Here is a 14750-nt window from a genome sequence, read left to right as displayed (position 1 = left end):
ATGTGAAAGGAATGAAAACACGAGCGGCCATTATTATTTTTTTCCTTCTGATGGGGATGATGCCATCTGCTGCTTTTAGTGTAAACGACGAAAATCAGGAAGGCCGTTCAGCTTTAGACAATTTTAAAGAAAATCAGCTGGAAGCGATGAACCTAAAAGAGATCACCGAATATTGGGAAAATATTACGAGAGAATACGGTACCTTTCTGCCTGAGTCACAAAAAGGTTCATTAAAAGAGTTTATGGAGGGGGAGAAAACCTTCTCTCCAAAAGAATGGGGGACTGCGTTTTTACGCTACCTCTTTCATGAAGTGACGGCTAATGGAAAATTAATGGGCACGCTGCTCGTGCTAGCAGTTTTTAGTGCAATCTTAAAAGCTCTCCAAAATGCATTTGAAACAGAAGTCGTCAATAAGGCGGCATATGCTGTTGTTTTCCTCGTTTTTACCGTTATCGCCTTGAATAGTTTTTATATAGCGATGAATTATGTTCAGGATACGGTATCCAACATGGTGCACTTTATGATAGCTCTGCTCCCTCTTATGCTGGCCTTATTGGCTTCAAGCGGGGCTCTTGCAACAGCCGGACTGTTTCATCCGCTGGTTATTTTCCTCGTTCAGACAAGTGGTTTATTAATAGAATATCTTATTTTGCCGCTTTTGTTTTTCTCCGCCGTCATCAGCATTGTCAGCAGTCTCAATGATCATATTAAATTGACAAGACTGGCTGATCTGCTTCGAAACGTGGCCATGGGGGTATTGGCCGTATTTTTTACCGTTTTTTTAGGGGTTATCTCTGTACAGGGAGCGACAGCAGCTGTGACGGATGGGATTGCCGTAAGAACCGCTAAATTTATTGCCGGTAATTTTGTGCCAGTGATTGGAAGAATGTTTACGGATGCAGCGGATACGGCTTTGGGAGCTTCGGTTCTGTTAAAAAATACAGTAGGACTGGCAGGTGTCGGGATTCTATTTCTTCTATGTGCGTTTCCTGCTTTGAAAGTATTGGTGATTAGTTTTATTTTTCATTTTACCGCCGCGCTGGTGCAGCCATTAGGAGAAGGACCGCTGCTGGAATCGTTGTCCATGCTTGGAAAAACGGTGCTTTCCATGTTCGCTGCGTTGGCAGCTGTTTCCTTTATGTTTTTCCTGGCCTTAACACTGATTATAGCTTCTGGAAATATTTCATTGATGGTGAGGTGAGCATATGGAAGCTTTCAGCGAATGGATGAGTAATCTGATCATCTTCCTTCTGGCTGCTTTTTTGTTGGAGCTGCTTCTTCCCTCTTCTTCCTTTCAAAAATATGCACGGCTGGTACTATCTTTTATCCTGATGCTTCTTATCATCGAACCATTGTTATCAATTACCTCCAGTAACCCTGAACAAAAGATTCAGCAGACTATCGAAAATTGGAGAAGGGAATCTTTTGAAGATCAATCAATAGAATTAGAAATGAATAAGCAGAAAAACGAAATAGAAGCGGGACAAGATGCATATATTTCTAAACAAGTATCCAGTCAGCTGAAGGATCAGGCAGACAGGCATGTTAAAGACCAATGGGGATGGGAGGTAGAAGACATATCAATTGAATCGCTGGAGGAAGATTTAAACACAGAGGATATTTCTGTATTTGTGACGCTGAGGAAGGCAGAGAATGAGGAAGAAAAAGATGAGGATGAAAAGAATATTGAGCCTGTACGCATCAACGTAGAACATACATCAGAGGAGACGGTCGAAGAAACTTCAGAAGAGACATCAGGTGAAGCGGAAGAAATTCATTCTTATCTCGCTGAAACCTGGGATCTTCGTATGAATCAAATTCACATTTCTTTGGTGGAGGAGGGTGGATAATGGCTGAAACAGAAGATGCTCCCATAAAACGAAGGTTTAAAGAATGGCTTGGGAAAGGAAACAACCAGCCTCCTCCAAAAAAGCCGTTTAGTTTGTATTTGGGAATTATCCTCGTGCTGGGAATCGTTCTTATGGCAATAGGAGCATTAAACGGGGAAAAGGAGGAAAACCCGGGAAATCAGAACGTTCCACCTCAGAATAAGGAAGAAACAGCCGATGAGGAGCAAGAGAATAAGGGAGAAATTGGAGAAATAGAAAAAGAGATGCAATCAAGACTGGAAAATATGCTTGAGAATATATCACAGGTAGATAACGTTACAGTTATGGTAAGTCTGGAAGGCACGGGAAAAAAAGTGTATGAAAAAGACAGAACAATACGTCAGCAGACGACCACAGAAGAAGACCAGGAGGGTGGAACGCGGGAAATGGAAGACGGCACCACCGAAGAACAATTGGTTATTGTAAGACAGGGAGACCAGGAAGAACCACTTCTGCTTTATAAAGAAAAACCGGAGGCAAAGGGGGTACTTGTTGTTGCAGATGGAGTGGATAATATAGAGGTGAAAGAATGGGTGGTAGAAGCAGTGACAAGGGTGTTGGAAATAGCGCCGCATAAAGTATCCGTATTACCAAATGATCAAGAGAGAGGAGAATGAGAGTGGTGTTAAAAAAGCAAACGGTTTGGCTCATGACAATGGTAAGTTTGACGATTGTATTGGCGGTATATTATATAACTTCTCCGGATGAAGTGGCAGAAGAAGCACCAGAAGGGGAAGAACAATCAGATGAAGTAACGGCAATGATGGAGGATGAAGAATTGGTAGAATGGCTTTCTGATGAAGAAATGGAGACTACCATTGAAGAAACGGATCCATCCGCAGAGGAAAGTGTGAATGGGGAGAATGCCGGAGAACAGGCAGGAGAAACAACAGACAGCCTTTTTAGTGAATTTCGGCTGGAACGGGACGAATCCCGAAGTCGTTTAAGAGAAGAATATACCGAAACCATAGCATCGGATGATTTTACTGCTGCTGAAAAAAGTGAAGCTTACGATAAACGGGAGGCTTTGGAAGAAAGGCAGCACCGGGAAAGTACCCTTGAAAACCTCATACAGTCGGAAGGTTATGAAGAGGCGGTAGTGATGCCGGGGGAAGACAGTACACGTATCATCGTTCAGGCAGAAAAACTATCGGAAGAAGAAGCAGTAGCTCTTAACCGGCTGGCGGCTGAACAATTAGGAGCACAGGATATTGTAATCGGCCACCGTTCCGCGTCTAATTAAGACATATTGCTGCCTGTACTTCGAAAAAAGAAGTACAGGCTTTTTCGTGGAAAAAGGAACTGGGTCTCTCTGGAATAAGGAGCGGCAGAGCTCATTTCCAAAACTTTTCACACTGTTTTCAAACTTTGGGGATATAATGAAAAAAAGATTGCGGCATGATATAATTTAACAGATGAAATGAATATATTGTCAGCATATGAAATGAGGAGAGATTTTTTGATGGAGTGGGCGGATTTAACCGAAGGTTCCAAAGCAGTGTTGGAACAAACCAGAAATATGAAAAATGATCAAATACAGATTGTAGAGTTTGAAGTAGGATTTGAACATGAATACGGGGAAGGCAGTAATGCCTATACTGTATCCATTCAGGAAGAAGACTACGAAAACTTAAAAAAGTTCACGAAAGAAAATGAGTACGGGGAAAAATACCATATGGCCCGAAATAAAAACATCGTTAAAATTATACTGCTTGAAGACGGAAAAATTCCTGATAACCTATCGGAGTTTCCAGTATTCCGCCAGTATAAATACGATTATATACAAAAACAGCAGGAAGCTGAAGCAGCTGAAGCCGAAGCAGCTGAAGCCCAGGCGGACGAGGAAGCATCAGAAGAGTAAAATCAACGAAAGAAAAATGCGTATAAGCTGAATCAGTCCTGGAGGTGAGATGGATGAGTGAATACCGGATGATCGATCTGGAGGAAGAGAAAAATGAGTTAGGCAGAATTGAAATTTCACCAGAAGTAATCGAAGTAATTTCCGGCCTGGCAGCTTCTGAAGTGGATGGTGTTTATTCATTAAGGGGTAATTTTGCAGCTGATGTCGCTGAAAGGCTTGGGAAAAAGAATCATGGAAAAGGTGTTAAGGTGGAATTGCTTGAAGACGGGGTCAAGATCGATATTTCCCTTCTGTTGAATTACGGAGTATCTGTCCCGGAAGTGGCCAGAGAGGTACAGACGAATATACAACAAGCTCTTCAAACGATGACTTCCATTGCAATACAGTCCATCAATGTTCATATCCTAGGTATTCAATTAGAAATTCAGGATGAAGTGGAACAGGTCTAAACAAAGGATAAATGTTCTGTCATCCTTTTAGAGCTGGCTGAAAAATGACATCGAATTTCTCCTGATTTTCACTCCAGCTTTTTTAATCCAGGTGCGGGCGCCCGTGAAACTCCCGTTTCCCCTATTCGGGAGAACGGCGCGAAGACTGCGGTTGCCAGCTGCCGCACAGGACACAGCTCACAAAGGCGTGCAGCATGATGAGGCACAGCCCTTGGTCCTTTATAAAGAGGATAAAACTCCGACGGAGGGAAGTCTCCCTTCCCCTGTCTTTGGACAACCATTTTGTCTGAAAGCTATTTTTCCGGGATAACTGTATGAGAAGAAGGAGCAAAGGTATGAACCGACGTTTAGCAAGGTTAAGAGCAGTACAGATTCTGTATCAAATTGATTTAACAAGCACCTCCTGGGAAGAAGCGTTGAATAATACCCTGGAGGAAGACGAGACGGCTGATGATTATTTGAAACAGACTGTACAAGGAACACTGCAGCACCTAAATGATATTGATTCAATTATTAAAGAACATCTACAGCATTGGACGCTCGAACGGGTGGGGAATGTAGACAGAGCTGTACTCCGGGAAGCCGTGCATGAAATGTTATATATGGAAAACATCCCCCTTCATGTCAGCGTCAACGAAGCTATCGAAATTGCCAAAGCTTTTGGCGGGGAAGAATCAGGGAAATTTGTTAATGGAGTGTTATCAAGTATATTAAAAAAATATGAAGGGTGAAAAGGAGAAAATAGGTATGACAGCATCTATTATCAGTGGAAAAGAAGTGGCTGCTGAACTGCGGCAGCAGATTAAGGAAGAGGTCCATGCATTGCAAGATACCGTCACTCCCGGGCTGGCCGTTATTCTGGTCGGTGATAATACGGCTTCAAGATCGTACGTGAAGGGTAAAGAAAAAGCTTCAAAAGAGGCAGGCATTTATTCAGAATTAGCAGAAATGCCTTCGGATATTACGGAAGAAACACTGTTGAACAAAGTAGAAGAGTACAATCATCAGGATAATATTCACGGCATTCTGGTCCAGCTTCCACTTCCGGATCATATATCTGAAAAAAAGGTTATAGAAAGGATTGCCCCTCAAAAGGATGTGGATGGATTTCACCCCATTAATATTGGGAGAATGATGACAGGTCAGGAAGCATTCCTTCCCTGTACACCGTTTGGCATTTTGCAGATGTTGAAGTACAAAAATATACCGTTGGAAGGAAAACATGCGGTCATTGTAGGCAGAAGCAATATTGTAGGAAAGCCGGTCGGCCAGCTGCTTTTAAACGAAAACGCTACTGTTACATACTGCCACTCAAGAACAGCCGATCTAAAGCATCATACCTCCCAGGCAGATATCGTCATCGCTGCCACGGGAAAGGCCGAATTCATCAAGCAGGAGCATGTGAAAGAAGGGGCAGCCGTGATTGACGTAGGAATGAACCGCAGAGAGGACGGAACATTATGCGGAGATGTGGACTTTGAAGAAGTGAAGGAGAAAACATCTTTTATCACACCAGTGCCGGGCGGTGTCGGACCAATGACGATTACCATGCTGCTTTATAATACGCTGCAGTCAGCGAAAAAACATGCCGGAGTTCGAAATTCATGAATATAGAACAGGGAAACTGGCTTACGGTATCTCAATTAACCATGCAGATCAAAAAAACCATTGAATTGGATGACAATCTGCAGCACGTATGGCTGCGTGCAGAAATATCGAATTTTAAAAAACACAGCCGGGGCCACATGTATTTTACACTGAAAGACGAGAACTCCAAAATTTCTGCTGTGATGTTTGCGGGAAATAACCGCAGGTTGAAATTTGTACCAGAAAATGGCATGAAAGTTCTTATTAAGGGACATATATCTGTGTATGAACCGTTCGGTCAATATCAGCTCTATGTCAAAGAGATGGAACCGGATGGACTCGGCCAGCTCTATATTCAATATGAGCAGTTGAAAAAAGCGCTGGAAGCCGAAGGGTTGTTTGCTAAAGAGAGAAAGAAATCTATTCCTGTTTTTCCAAAAGAAATAGCTGTCATCACCTCTCCAACCGGCGCGGCTATTCGAGATATGGCCACTACGTTGAAAAGGCGTTTTCCTTTAGCCCGGATTACACTGTTTCCTGTCCTCGTTCAAGGGAAGGAAGCCGCTTCTTCCATCGTTTCTGCCATGGATCGAGCAGAAATGATGGGCTCTTTTGATCTTCTTCTGTTTGGCAGAGGAGGAGGATCAATAGAGGAACTGTGGGCTTTTAATGAGGAAATCGTTGCCCGGAAGATTGCCGCTTTAACGATCCCGGCTATTTCAGCCGTCGGCCACGAAACGGATTTTACTATTTCCGATTTTATTGCAGACGTACGGGCTGCAACGCCTACAGCAGCAGCTGAATTAGCGGTTCCGGTGCTGGCGGATTTAGAGAACACACATATTCAATTGAAAACGCGGCTGTACCGGGCTATGAAAAAGTACACAGAGGCAAAAAAGGAGCATCTGCATCGTCTCGACCGCTCTTATGCCTTCCGCTATCCCGGTCATTTGCTGAAGCAAAAGGAACAGGAACTCGATCGTCTTCTGGAAAGACTGCAAAAAAGTCTCGTAAATAAAAAACATGCGCAGGACGAACGTCTGGCAGTATTGGCCAAAAGACTGCACCGCCGGCATCCCTACCGTCTACTGGAACAGGAAAAAAACAATCTTGCCGCTCTTAACGAGAAAGCAGAAAAAGCGGTGAAACGGTATGTTGCCGATAAGGACGAAAATTTCCAGCATGTGCTGCAAAAACTGAGAATCCTTAATCCGTTGGGTATTATGGAAAGAGGATATAATGTGGCTTATATCGAAAAGGATACGCTGCTCACATCGGTCCGCCAGGTAAACAATGGAGACAGGATCACGATGTATGTACGGGACGGGCAGATTCAAGCTAAAACAGAATCCTGGTCCGACAGCGTATTATGGGAAAAAACGCAGCATAATCGAAAAGAAGGAGGGAAGAACGATGAGTGAGGAAGAACAGGCCGGAAATCATACAGAGAATCCTATGGAGAAGGAAGACGTTTCATTTGAAGAAGCCATGGCAAAACTGGAGAATATTGTGGAAAAATTAGAAGAAGGGGAAGTTCCTTTAGAAAAAGCCATAGCGATGTATCAGGAAGGCATGACTTTATCGAACACCTGTCATGAAAAACTCCGTCAAGTAGAAAAACAAATGGACCGGATCGTAGAGGAAGACGGAGAAATCAAACCTCTGACAACCGAGGAGGATGTAGAGTGATCACCCCAGAATTAGAGTCGTTTATTAATACCCATAAAGATGAAATAGATCATAGACTTCCTGCTTACATAATGGATTTAGAATGTCCGCAGAAATTAAAAGAAGCAATGATATATTCTTTAAAAGCGGGCGGAAAACGAATTCGCCCTCTTTTAATGCTGGCTTCTATTTCTTCATACAGACAGATCGAAGCAGAAGATTATAAAGCAGCCTGCAGCATTGAAATGGTGCATACATATTCTTTGATTCATGATGATCTTCCTGCAATGGATGATGATGATTACCGCCGCGGGCAGTGGACCAACCACAAAGTATACGGGGAGGCCTTTGCTGTTCTGGCTGGTGATGCCCTATTAACAAACGCGTTTGCTATGATCGGTTCGTTATCCCAGGCCGATGATATCCAAAAAGTAAAGTTAATGAATGAATTATCCAAGGACGCAGGAGCGGAGGGGATGGTAGGCGGACAAGCTGCGGATTTAGAAGGAGAAAACAAACTGCTCAGCCAAAATGAACTGGAGTATATTCACTATCGAAAAACAGCAGCATTGCTGCAATTCTCGATTGCGGCCGGAGGTATTTTAGGGAGAGCACCGGAACAAGATCTTAAGCAGCTCCGTCTGTTCGCGCAGGAAATGGGACTTGTTTTCCAGATAAGGGACGATATCCTTGATATTGAAGGAGATGAAGCGGAAATGGGTAAAGCAACCGGAAGGGATGAAGGAAAAAATAAAAGCACCTATCCCAGTCTGCTTACGATGGAGGGGGCAAAGGATAAACTTTATCACCATGCTCAACAAGCCAAGGCTTCCCTGCAATCCACTTCTGCTTATTCCGCGTTATTGTCTGCCTTTGTAGATTATACTGTCACACGCCTCCATTAGTGGAGAAGCGGATAGGAATGATTTGTCTAGATGAATTATTTCGTGGTATAATGAAATTACAAAAAAATCGGATGGTGCAGTATTCTAGTCGATTCTCCATTCTCGAGGGCGGGCCTAAAAATCCGCTGAAGGGCATATCGATGAAGTTCCTGGTGTCGGCTCGAGGCGCCCAGCCTTGGGTCGATGCTGGGAGTAAAGGTGTAAGGGCGATCCACAAAGGCATGTGGGCGTGAACCCTTTCGCCGCGGAGGCCTTTTTCTTAAAGGGAAAAGGTAAGACCTGCATGGCAGGCCTCGGGAGGTCTGCCTGCAGCGTAGCCTGCCTTGAGTGGGGCAGCGGGGAAGAAGGCAAATAGGAAGATAACTACGCTTGGCCGGCGCTTATCTTCCTATTTTCTGAAACCTGCCCTGCAAAAGAGGCTAAGAGAGTGGCACGGAATTGTCGAGGAAAACTCCTAGACTGTTCTTTGGACGGATGAAGCGGATTGCAGTGTGTTCTAAGTGGCAATCCAGTCTGATGAGCGGCAACGCCATCAACCCGTCTTTAAAGGGAAACCGCCGGGGCGGCGACGCACCGGTAGACGAGTGGGAAAACCTACTGGACCTAAGACACAATGTTTACGTTTCATTCCGACCATCCGATTTTTTACATAGCTTTATTGTTACCAACGTTACGCCATAATATTAGGTGATATTGAAAAAAAAATGAAAAGTATATGGAAAGAATCTATACATTGGAGTATATTTATTGCCGTTATCACACTCGTGTTAGCGGCTATTTTTTCAATCGTTTCCACCGCGTTTTTGTCAGGGGTGGGCTGGGCTGTTGGAATGCTGGTGGTATTGATTATAGTGTTAACCGGCGTATTCTTTGATATGATTGGCGTGGCGGCTACGGCTGCATCGGAAAAGCCTTTTCATGCCATGGCAGCCAAAAAAGTACCCGGCTCATTTCAAGCAATGCTGATTACGAGAAATGCAGATAAAGTGGCCAACTTCTGCGCAGATGTGATTGGAGATATCTCCGGCGTAGTTAGTGGTACAGCTGCATCAGCAGTGGTTCTGCAGCTGACATTTTCAGCCGGTGCCAGTGATGGAAGTGCACTGCAGTTCACATTAAATGTTATTTTTACTGCTGTCGTTGCGGCATTAACGGTAGGAGGTAAAGCACTTGGAAAAACATTTGCCATCACAAAATCCACGTCTATTATTTTTCAAGTAGGTCGTATTTTTTATGTTATAGAAGAAAAATGTAAAATTACACTGTTTAAAAAGAAAAGGAAAAAAGACGCATAAAATCACGGAAAGTGAGGGTTCGTTTGATGGACGTAAAAACGATAAAGGACCCGGAATTTATAAAAAACTGCAGCCGCCGGGAACTACGGGACCTGGCCAAGGATATCAGGGACTTTTTAATTCAGCAGCTGTCTGTGACCGGCGGACATCTGGGCCCAAACCTGGGGGTGGTTGAATTAACACTTACTTTACATTCCCTGTATCAGACACCAAAGGACAAATTGGTGTGGGATGTCGGCCACCAAACATACGTTCATAAAATTTTGACGGGAAGAGCGGATCAGTTTGATACGCTTCGGAAATACCGTGGTTTATGCGGATTTCCGAAGCGTAATGAGAGTGTACATGATATCTGGGAAACGGGTCACAGCTCGACGTCTTTGTCCGCCGCCATGGGTATGGCTGTGGCCAGAGATATTAAAGAATCGGATGAACAGGTGGCGGCTGTAATTGGAGACGGGGCGCTCACCGGCGGGATGGCTTTAGAGGCTTTGAATAATATAGGTCATCAGCAGACAAATATGACGATCATCCTAAATGATAATGAAATGTCGATTGCTCCAAACGTGGGGGCGATGCACAGTATATTGGGCAGATTGCGGACAATGGGACGCTATCAGAAAGTGAAGGACGACCTTGAGTATCTTATTAAAAAGATTCCAGCTTTTGGAGGCCGGCTTGCCTCCACTGCTGAACGTGTAAAAGACAGCTTAAAGTATCTGCTTGTCTCCGGTATGTTTTTTGAAGAGTTAGGCTTTACGTATCTTGGACCGGTGGACGGCCATGATTTCGATGATCTTATGTCCAATGTTAAATATGCAAAGGATACGAAAGGACCTGTTATTGTACATGTCCTGACGAAAAAAGGAAAAGGCTATGGACCGGCAGAAAATGATGCAAAAGGAACATGGCACGGTCTAGGACCTTATAAAATTGAATCGGGAGAAGTCGTAAAGAAACCCGGTCCGCCCGCCTATAGTGCTGTTTTCAGCAGCACACTCCAGCGTATTGCTGCAGAGGATAAGAGAGTAGTTGCGTTAACAGCTGCTATGCCCGGAGGTACGAAACTGGATCAATTTGGAGCGGCATTCCCTGATCGTATGTTCGATGTCGGAATTGCCGAGCAGCATGCCACTACGATGGCAGGAGGATTGGCAACGCAAGGCATGAAGCCGGTATTTGCCGTATATTCCACGTTCCTGCAGCGTGGTTACGATCAGTTGGTTCATGATATCTGCCGGCAGAATTTGAACGTTTTCTTCGGAATTGACCGGGCAGGCCTGGTAGGGGCAGATGGAGAAACACATCAGGGAGTATTTGATATTGCTTATCTTCGCAGCCTGCCTAATATGACAATCTTGATGCCAAAAGATGAAAATGAACTTCAGCATATGGTGTATACAGCTTACAAATATGACGGAGGCCCAATCGCTGTACGTTATCCACGAGGGAACGGATACGGCGTACAGATGGAGGAAGAATTAAAAGAGCTCGATATCGGTAAATGGGAAATCATGAGAGATGGAAAAGACGCCACTATCCTCTCGTTTGGTACAATGCTCCCGGTGGCGCAGGAAGCAGCGGATATGCTGGCTGAGCAGCATATCTCTGTCCGAGTAGTCAATGCCCGTTCTGCCAAACCGCTGGATAATGGTTTGCTGGAAGAACTTTACGAAGAAAATAAACCAATTCTTACTCTAGAAGAGGCTGCTCTGAAAGGAAGTTTTGGAAGTGCGGTGTTAGAACATTATCACGATAATGGTCAGCACCAAATGATAATAGAACGAATGGGAATACCAGACTGGTATATTGAACATGGCAGTGTCCCTGAATTGTATGAAGAAATAGGGCTGACATCACACGAAGTCATGAAAAAAGTACAAGCACTGCTGCCAAGAAAACAAAAAAGGGCGTAATAAATGAAAAAGGAAAGAATTGACATCCTGCTCGTTGAACAGGGGTTTTTCGAATCAAGAGAACAGGCAAAACGATCCATTATGGCAGGTCTTGTACTGGCCAATGAGGAACCGATTGATAAACCCGGTACAAAAATGGACCGGGATGTTGTGTTACGGATTAAAGGGAATAAACTTCCCTACGTAAGCCGCGGCGGTTTAAAGCTGGAGAAAGCCCTGCACGTATTCGATTTTGATGTTAAAGACAAAATAGTTATTGATATCGGTGCTTCCACCGGCGGTTTTACAGATTGCTCGCTGCAAAATGGGGCGCAGAAAGTGTATGCCGTGGATGTAGGGAGTAATCAACTTGCGTGGAAATTACGCAGCCATCATAAGGTAACCGTCATGGAGCAGTATAATTTCCGGTATGCCGAGCCGCGCCATTTTGAGGAGAAACCGGAAGCAGCGGTTGCTGACGTTTCTTTTATCTCACTGAAACTTTTGCTTGAACCTTTAAGTCGGATCCTTTCAGAAAATGCTCATGCCTGCCTTCTGGTCAAGCCTCAATTTGAAGCAGGCAGGGATAAAGTCGGAAAAAAAGGGATTGTACGGGATCGTAAGGTGCATCAGGAAGTATTGATGGATATTATTCAATTTGCCGGTGCAGCAGGTTTTCACGCCGACGGACTTGATTTTTCTCCGATCACCGGAGGCGATGGGAATATTGAATTCTTATTGCACCTTTTATGGAAACCGCCGGCTCCTCCCACAAACCATGCCATTCACCTTGTTTCTCACGTCATCGACCAAGCGCACGCCCATTATGCTTCATAATGGGACTTCCTTTCCTTTGGTCTTCCATCTTTAATCATTCGATTGTATAAATATGAAATTTTGGGTATCATGAATATATAGAGGAGACTATCAAGAGTTGGAGGATTAGAATGATGAACAAAGGACAAAGGCATATTAAAATCAGAGAATTTATTTCTGATTTCGATATCGAAACTCAGGATGAATTGGTCGATCGACTAAAAAAAGGGGGATATAATGTCACCCAGGCAACGATTTCCCGTGATATAAAGGAATTGCATCTGGTTAAGGTGCCGACAGCTGACGGCCGTTACAAATACAGCCTCCCCGCAGATCAACGGTTTAATCCGTTACAAAAATTGAAACGAGCCTTGATCGACAGTTTTATCGGCATTGATCAGACGGAAAATTTAATTGTCATGAAGACATTGCCGGGAAATGCCAATGCGGTGGCTGCCCTGATTGACAATCTGGACTGGGAAGAAATTATGGGTACGATTTGCGGAGATGATACCATCTTAATCATATGCAGGGAAAAAGACCAAACGACAGAGACGATTGACCGGTTTTTAGATATGCTATAATCCATGGATACCGAGGTGCTGTTATGCTCGAAGAGATCACCATTAAAAATTTTGCAATTATTGATAAGATAACGGTACGTTTTGAAGAAGGTTTAACTGTGCTGACCGGCGAAACAGGAGCTGGAAAATCTATTGTAATCGATGCCATTGGTCTTTTAATCGGGGGACGCGGCTCTGTAGATTATGTCCGCCATGGAGAAAGCAGAGCTGAAATCGAAGGATTGTTTCACATTCAGCCCTCGCATCCAGCACGTACTGTTTTAGAAAATACCGGAATTGAAGTGGAAGAAGATATGGTGGTAATGCGAAGGGATATTACCGATAAAGGGAAAAGCGTATGCAGAATAAATGGAAAATTAGTAACGCTGGCTGTATTACGGGAGGTCGGCCAGTCCCTTGTCGATATTCATGGACAACACGAGCATCAGGATCTTATGCAGTAGGAGAAACACCTCTCTATTCTTGATCGGTATGCCGGCAGGCGGTTAAAAGAAACGTATCGTGATTATCTGGCCAGATACCGGACGTTTTCACAGCTGAAAACGGAATGGAAAAAATGGCGGGAAAATGATCAGGAAACGGCCAGCCGTCTCGATTTTATTCAGTACCAGCTTAAAGAAATAGAAGAAGCGGGACTTGTACCGGGAGAAGATGAAGAATTGGAAAAAGAAAAGCATATTTTAGCGAACAGCGAAAAGCTTTACAGTCAGCTTGGACATGCTTATGAAAGCTTATACGGAGAAGGAAGGGCTTTGGATTGGGCAGGTCTTGCCATGAGTCATGCGGAAGAAGCGGCTGCCGTGGATGAAAATGTGCAGGAACTGAAGGAATCGATGGACTCGGCTTACTATACTTTGGAAGAAGCTACCTTCTCTCTCCGCGACCATATGGATTCCTTGTCGTTTGACCCGGATCGCTTGAATGAAATCGAAGGTCGTCTGGAAGAAATAAAAAAATTAAAAAGGAAATATGGAAACTCCGTGACAGAGATTCTGGAATTTGCTTCTGAACTGGAAGAAGAAATGGAGTCTTTATCCAATAAAGAAGAAAAACTGGAAGAGTTGGAAGTGCAAATACAGGAAACGGCCCTTGATTTGAAAGTGGAAGCCGATACATTAACGGATTTACGGAGGCAGGCAGGAGAAAAGCTGGCGGAAGATGTGAAACATGAACTTCAGGCTTTATTTATGGAAAAAGCTGTTATGGAAGTTCGAATTCAACCCGCTAATAAAGGGTATACTTATGAATGGGACCAGGGCGTTTCTTATTTTAATGAAAATGGGCAGGATCAGGTTGAGTTTTTAATGGCAACGAATGCTGGCGAACCTTTAAAACCTTTGGCAAAAGTGGCTTCTGGAGGAGAAATTTCCCGGATCATGCTTGCTCTTAAAACCATTTTAGCCGGTTTTCAGCATGTAACTTCCATCATATTTGATGAAGTGGATACAGGGGTAAGCGGCCGTGTAGCTCAAGCCATTGCCGAAAAAATTTATCATGTGGCAAAAGGAGCCCAAGTATTATGTATTTCCCATCTGCCGCAGGTTGCTGCAATGGCTGACACTAATCTGTGTATTGAGAAGAAAGAAAAAGAAGACCGGGTTATTACCAATATTCGGCCATTAAAAGAACAGCAGAAAACGGATGAAATTGCCAGGATGATCTCAGGAGTAGAAGTGACAGAATTAACACGGGATAACGCTCAAGAGCTGTTGACGATGGCAGAAAAAATAAAATCCAACGCATGAAAAGCTGACCAAAAAAGGTCAGCTTTTTTAGCAGACCGCACTTATAAATACCGTT

At 43.9% G+C, this 14750-nt stretch carries 15 protein-coding genes and 1 pseudogene; all 16 read left to right on the top strand.

Going from position 1 to position 14750, the window contains the following annotated elements:
- Positions 1–11 precede the first annotated feature (11 nt).
- The 16 genes and pseudogenes from spoIIIAE to recN all read left to right on the top strand — a co-directional run bounded on the left by spoIIIAE (position 12) and on the right by recN (position 14695).
- Positions 12–1202 (top strand): stage III sporulation protein AE, encoded by a 1191-nt coding sequence (spoIIIAE, locus tag G475_RS0104510; RefSeq protein WP_026700260.1) that lies wholly within the window; start codon positions 12–14, stop codon positions 1200–1202.
- 4 nt (positions 1203–1206) lie between these two features.
- Positions 1207–1851: a stage III sporulation protein AF gene (spoIIIAF, locus tag G475_RS0104505; RefSeq protein WP_026700259.1), complete on the top strand. Its 645-nt coding sequence runs from the start codon at positions 1207–1209 to the stop codon at positions 1849–1851.
- A complete protein-coding gene (gene spoIIIAG / locus G475_RS0104500; protein ID WP_035710242.1) occupies positions 1851–2507 on the top strand; it encodes a stage III sporulation protein AG in 657 nt (218 codons plus the stop codon). The genes spoIIIAF and spoIIIAG overlap by 1 nt, the downstream gene beginning before the upstream one ends.
- Positions 2504–3133 carry a SpoIIIAH-like family protein gene (locus G475_RS0104495; RefSeq protein ID WP_084413988.1) on the top strand — a complete coding sequence of 210 codons (630 nt, stop codon included), beginning with the start codon at positions 2504–2506 and terminating at the stop codon, positions 3131–3133. The genes spoIIIAG and G475_RS0104495 overlap by 4 nt, the downstream gene beginning before the upstream one ends.
- 219 nt (positions 3134–3352) lie before the next feature.
- Entirely contained in the window at positions 3353–3751 is a 399-nt protein-coding gene (locus G475_RS0104490) for a hypothetical protein (RefSeq protein ID WP_026700256.1), read from the top strand.
- A 53-nt stretch (positions 3752–3804) separates the two neighbouring features.
- Positions 3805–4200, top strand: a complete 396-nt coding sequence (locus tag G475_RS0104485; protein WP_026700255.1) for an Asp23/Gls24 family envelope stress response protein — start codon at positions 3805–3807, stop codon at positions 4198–4200.
- Positions 4201–4535: 335 nt separating this feature from the next.
- Positions 4536–4931 carry a transcription antitermination factor NusB gene (gene nusB / locus G475_RS0104475; protein ID WP_026700253.1) on the top strand — a complete coding sequence of 132 codons (396 nt, stop codon included), beginning with the start codon at positions 4536–4538 and terminating at the stop codon, positions 4929–4931.
- A gap of 16 nt (positions 4932–4947) precedes the next feature.
- Positions 4948–5808, top strand: coding sequence for a bifunctional methylenetetrahydrofolate dehydrogenase/methenyltetrahydrofolate cyclohydrolase FolD (folD, locus tag G475_RS0104470; RefSeq protein WP_026700252.1), 861 nt, complete (start codon positions 4948–4950; stop codon positions 5806–5808).
- The gene (gene xseA, locus G475_RS0104465; protein ID WP_051302169.1) at positions 5805–7208 is read left to right on the top strand and encodes an exodeoxyribonuclease VII large subunit; all 1404 of its coding nucleotides are present in this window, start codon (positions 5805–5807) and stop codon (positions 7206–7208) included. The genes folD and xseA overlap by 4 nt, the downstream gene beginning before the upstream one ends.
- A complete protein-coding gene (locus tag G475_RS0104460; protein WP_084413987.1) occupies positions 7201–7476 on the top strand; it encodes an exodeoxyribonuclease VII small subunit in 276 nt (91 codons plus the stop codon). The genes xseA and G475_RS0104460 overlap by 8 nt, the downstream gene beginning before the upstream one ends.
- Positions 7476–8360 (top strand): polyprenyl synthetase family protein, encoded by an 885-nt coding sequence (locus tag G475_RS0104455; protein WP_026700249.1) that lies wholly within the window; start codon positions 7476–7478, stop codon positions 8358–8360. The genes G475_RS0104460 and G475_RS0104455 overlap by 1 nt, the downstream gene beginning before the upstream one ends.
- A 704-nt stretch (positions 8361–9064) precedes the next feature.
- Positions 9065–9655 carry a hypothetical protein gene (locus tag G475_RS0104445; protein WP_026700247.1) on the top strand — a complete coding sequence of 197 codons (591 nt, stop codon included), beginning with the start codon at positions 9065–9067 and terminating at the stop codon, positions 9653–9655.
- A gap of 26 nt (positions 9656–9681) precedes the next feature.
- Positions 9682–11571 (top strand): 1-deoxy-D-xylulose-5-phosphate synthase, encoded by a 1890-nt coding sequence (gene dxs / locus G475_RS0104440; RefSeq protein ID WP_026700246.1) that lies wholly within the window; start codon positions 9682–9684, stop codon positions 11569–11571.
- Positions 11572–11574: 3 nt separating this feature from the next.
- Complete coding sequence (locus G475_RS0104435; RefSeq protein WP_026700245.1) at positions 11575–12387, top strand: TlyA family RNA methyltransferase; 813 nt, start codon at positions 11575–11577, stop codon at positions 12385–12387.
- Between the two features lie 113 nt (positions 12388–12500).
- Positions 12501–12950, top strand: a complete 450-nt coding sequence (ahrC, locus tag G475_RS0104430; RefSeq protein ID WP_026700244.1) for a transcriptional regulator AhrC/ArgR — start codon at positions 12501–12503, stop codon at positions 12948–12950.
- 23 nt (positions 12951–12973) lie between these two features.
- Positions 12974–14695 (top strand): annotated as a pseudogene (recN, locus tag G475_RS24235) (DNA repair protein RecN).
- Positions 14696–14750: the final 55 nt, after the last annotated feature.

Source organism: Salibacterium aidingense DSM 18341 (assembly GCF_000429685.1).
GTDB lineage: Bacteria > Bacillota > Bacilli > Bacillales > Marinococcaceae > Salibacterium > Salibacterium aidingense.
Note: the sequence above shows the minus strand (reverse complement) of the source record. Positions and strands in the feature narration are given on the sequence as shown.

Coding starts and splice junctions, on each gene's coding strand:
- G475_RS0104485 (WP_026700255.1), top strand. CDS start 3,805: ATGAGTGAATACCGGATGATCGATCTGGAGGAAGAGAAAAATGAGTTA.
- G475_RS0104445 (WP_026700247.1), top strand. CDS start 9,065: ATGAAAAGTATATGGAAAGAATCTATACATTGGAGTATATTTATTGCC.
- G475_RS0104495 (WP_084413988.1), top strand. CDS start 2,504: ATGAGAGTGGTGTTAAAAAAGCAAACGGTTTGGCTCATGACAATGGTA.
- G475_RS0104490 (WP_026700256.1), top strand. CDS start 3,353: ATGGAGTGGGCGGATTTAACCGAAGGTTCCAAAGCAGTGTTGGAACAA.
- spoIIIAG (WP_035710242.1), top strand. CDS start 1,851: ATGGCTGAAACAGAAGATGCTCCCATAAAACGAAGGTTTAAAGAATGG.
- folD (WP_026700252.1), top strand. CDS start 4,948: ATGACAGCATCTATTATCAGTGGAAAAGAAGTGGCTGCTGAACTGCGG.
- ahrC (WP_026700244.1), top strand. CDS start 12,501: ATGAACAAAGGACAAAGGCATATTAAAATCAGAGAATTTATTTCTGAT.
- spoIIIAE (WP_026700260.1), top strand. CDS start 12: ATGAAAACACGAGCGGCCATTATTATTTTTTTCCTTCTGATGGGGATG.
- spoIIIAF (WP_026700259.1), top strand. CDS start 1,207: ATGGAAGCTTTCAGCGAATGGATGAGTAATCTGATCATCTTCCTTCTG.
- xseA (WP_051302169.1), top strand. CDS start 5,805: ATGAATATAGAACAGGGAAACTGGCTTACGGTATCTCAATTAACCATG.
- dxs (WP_026700246.1), top strand. CDS start 9,682: ATGGACGTAAAAACGATAAAGGACCCGGAATTTATAAAAAACTGCAGC.
- G475_RS0104460 (WP_084413987.1), top strand. CDS start 7,201: ATGAGTGAGGAAGAACAGGCCGGAAATCATACAGAGAATCCTATGGAG.
- G475_RS0104435 (WP_026700245.1), top strand. CDS start 11,575: ATGAAAAAGGAAAGAATTGACATCCTGCTCGTTGAACAGGGGTTTTTC.
- nusB (WP_026700253.1), top strand. CDS start 4,536: ATGAACCGACGTTTAGCAAGGTTAAGAGCAGTACAGATTCTGTATCAA.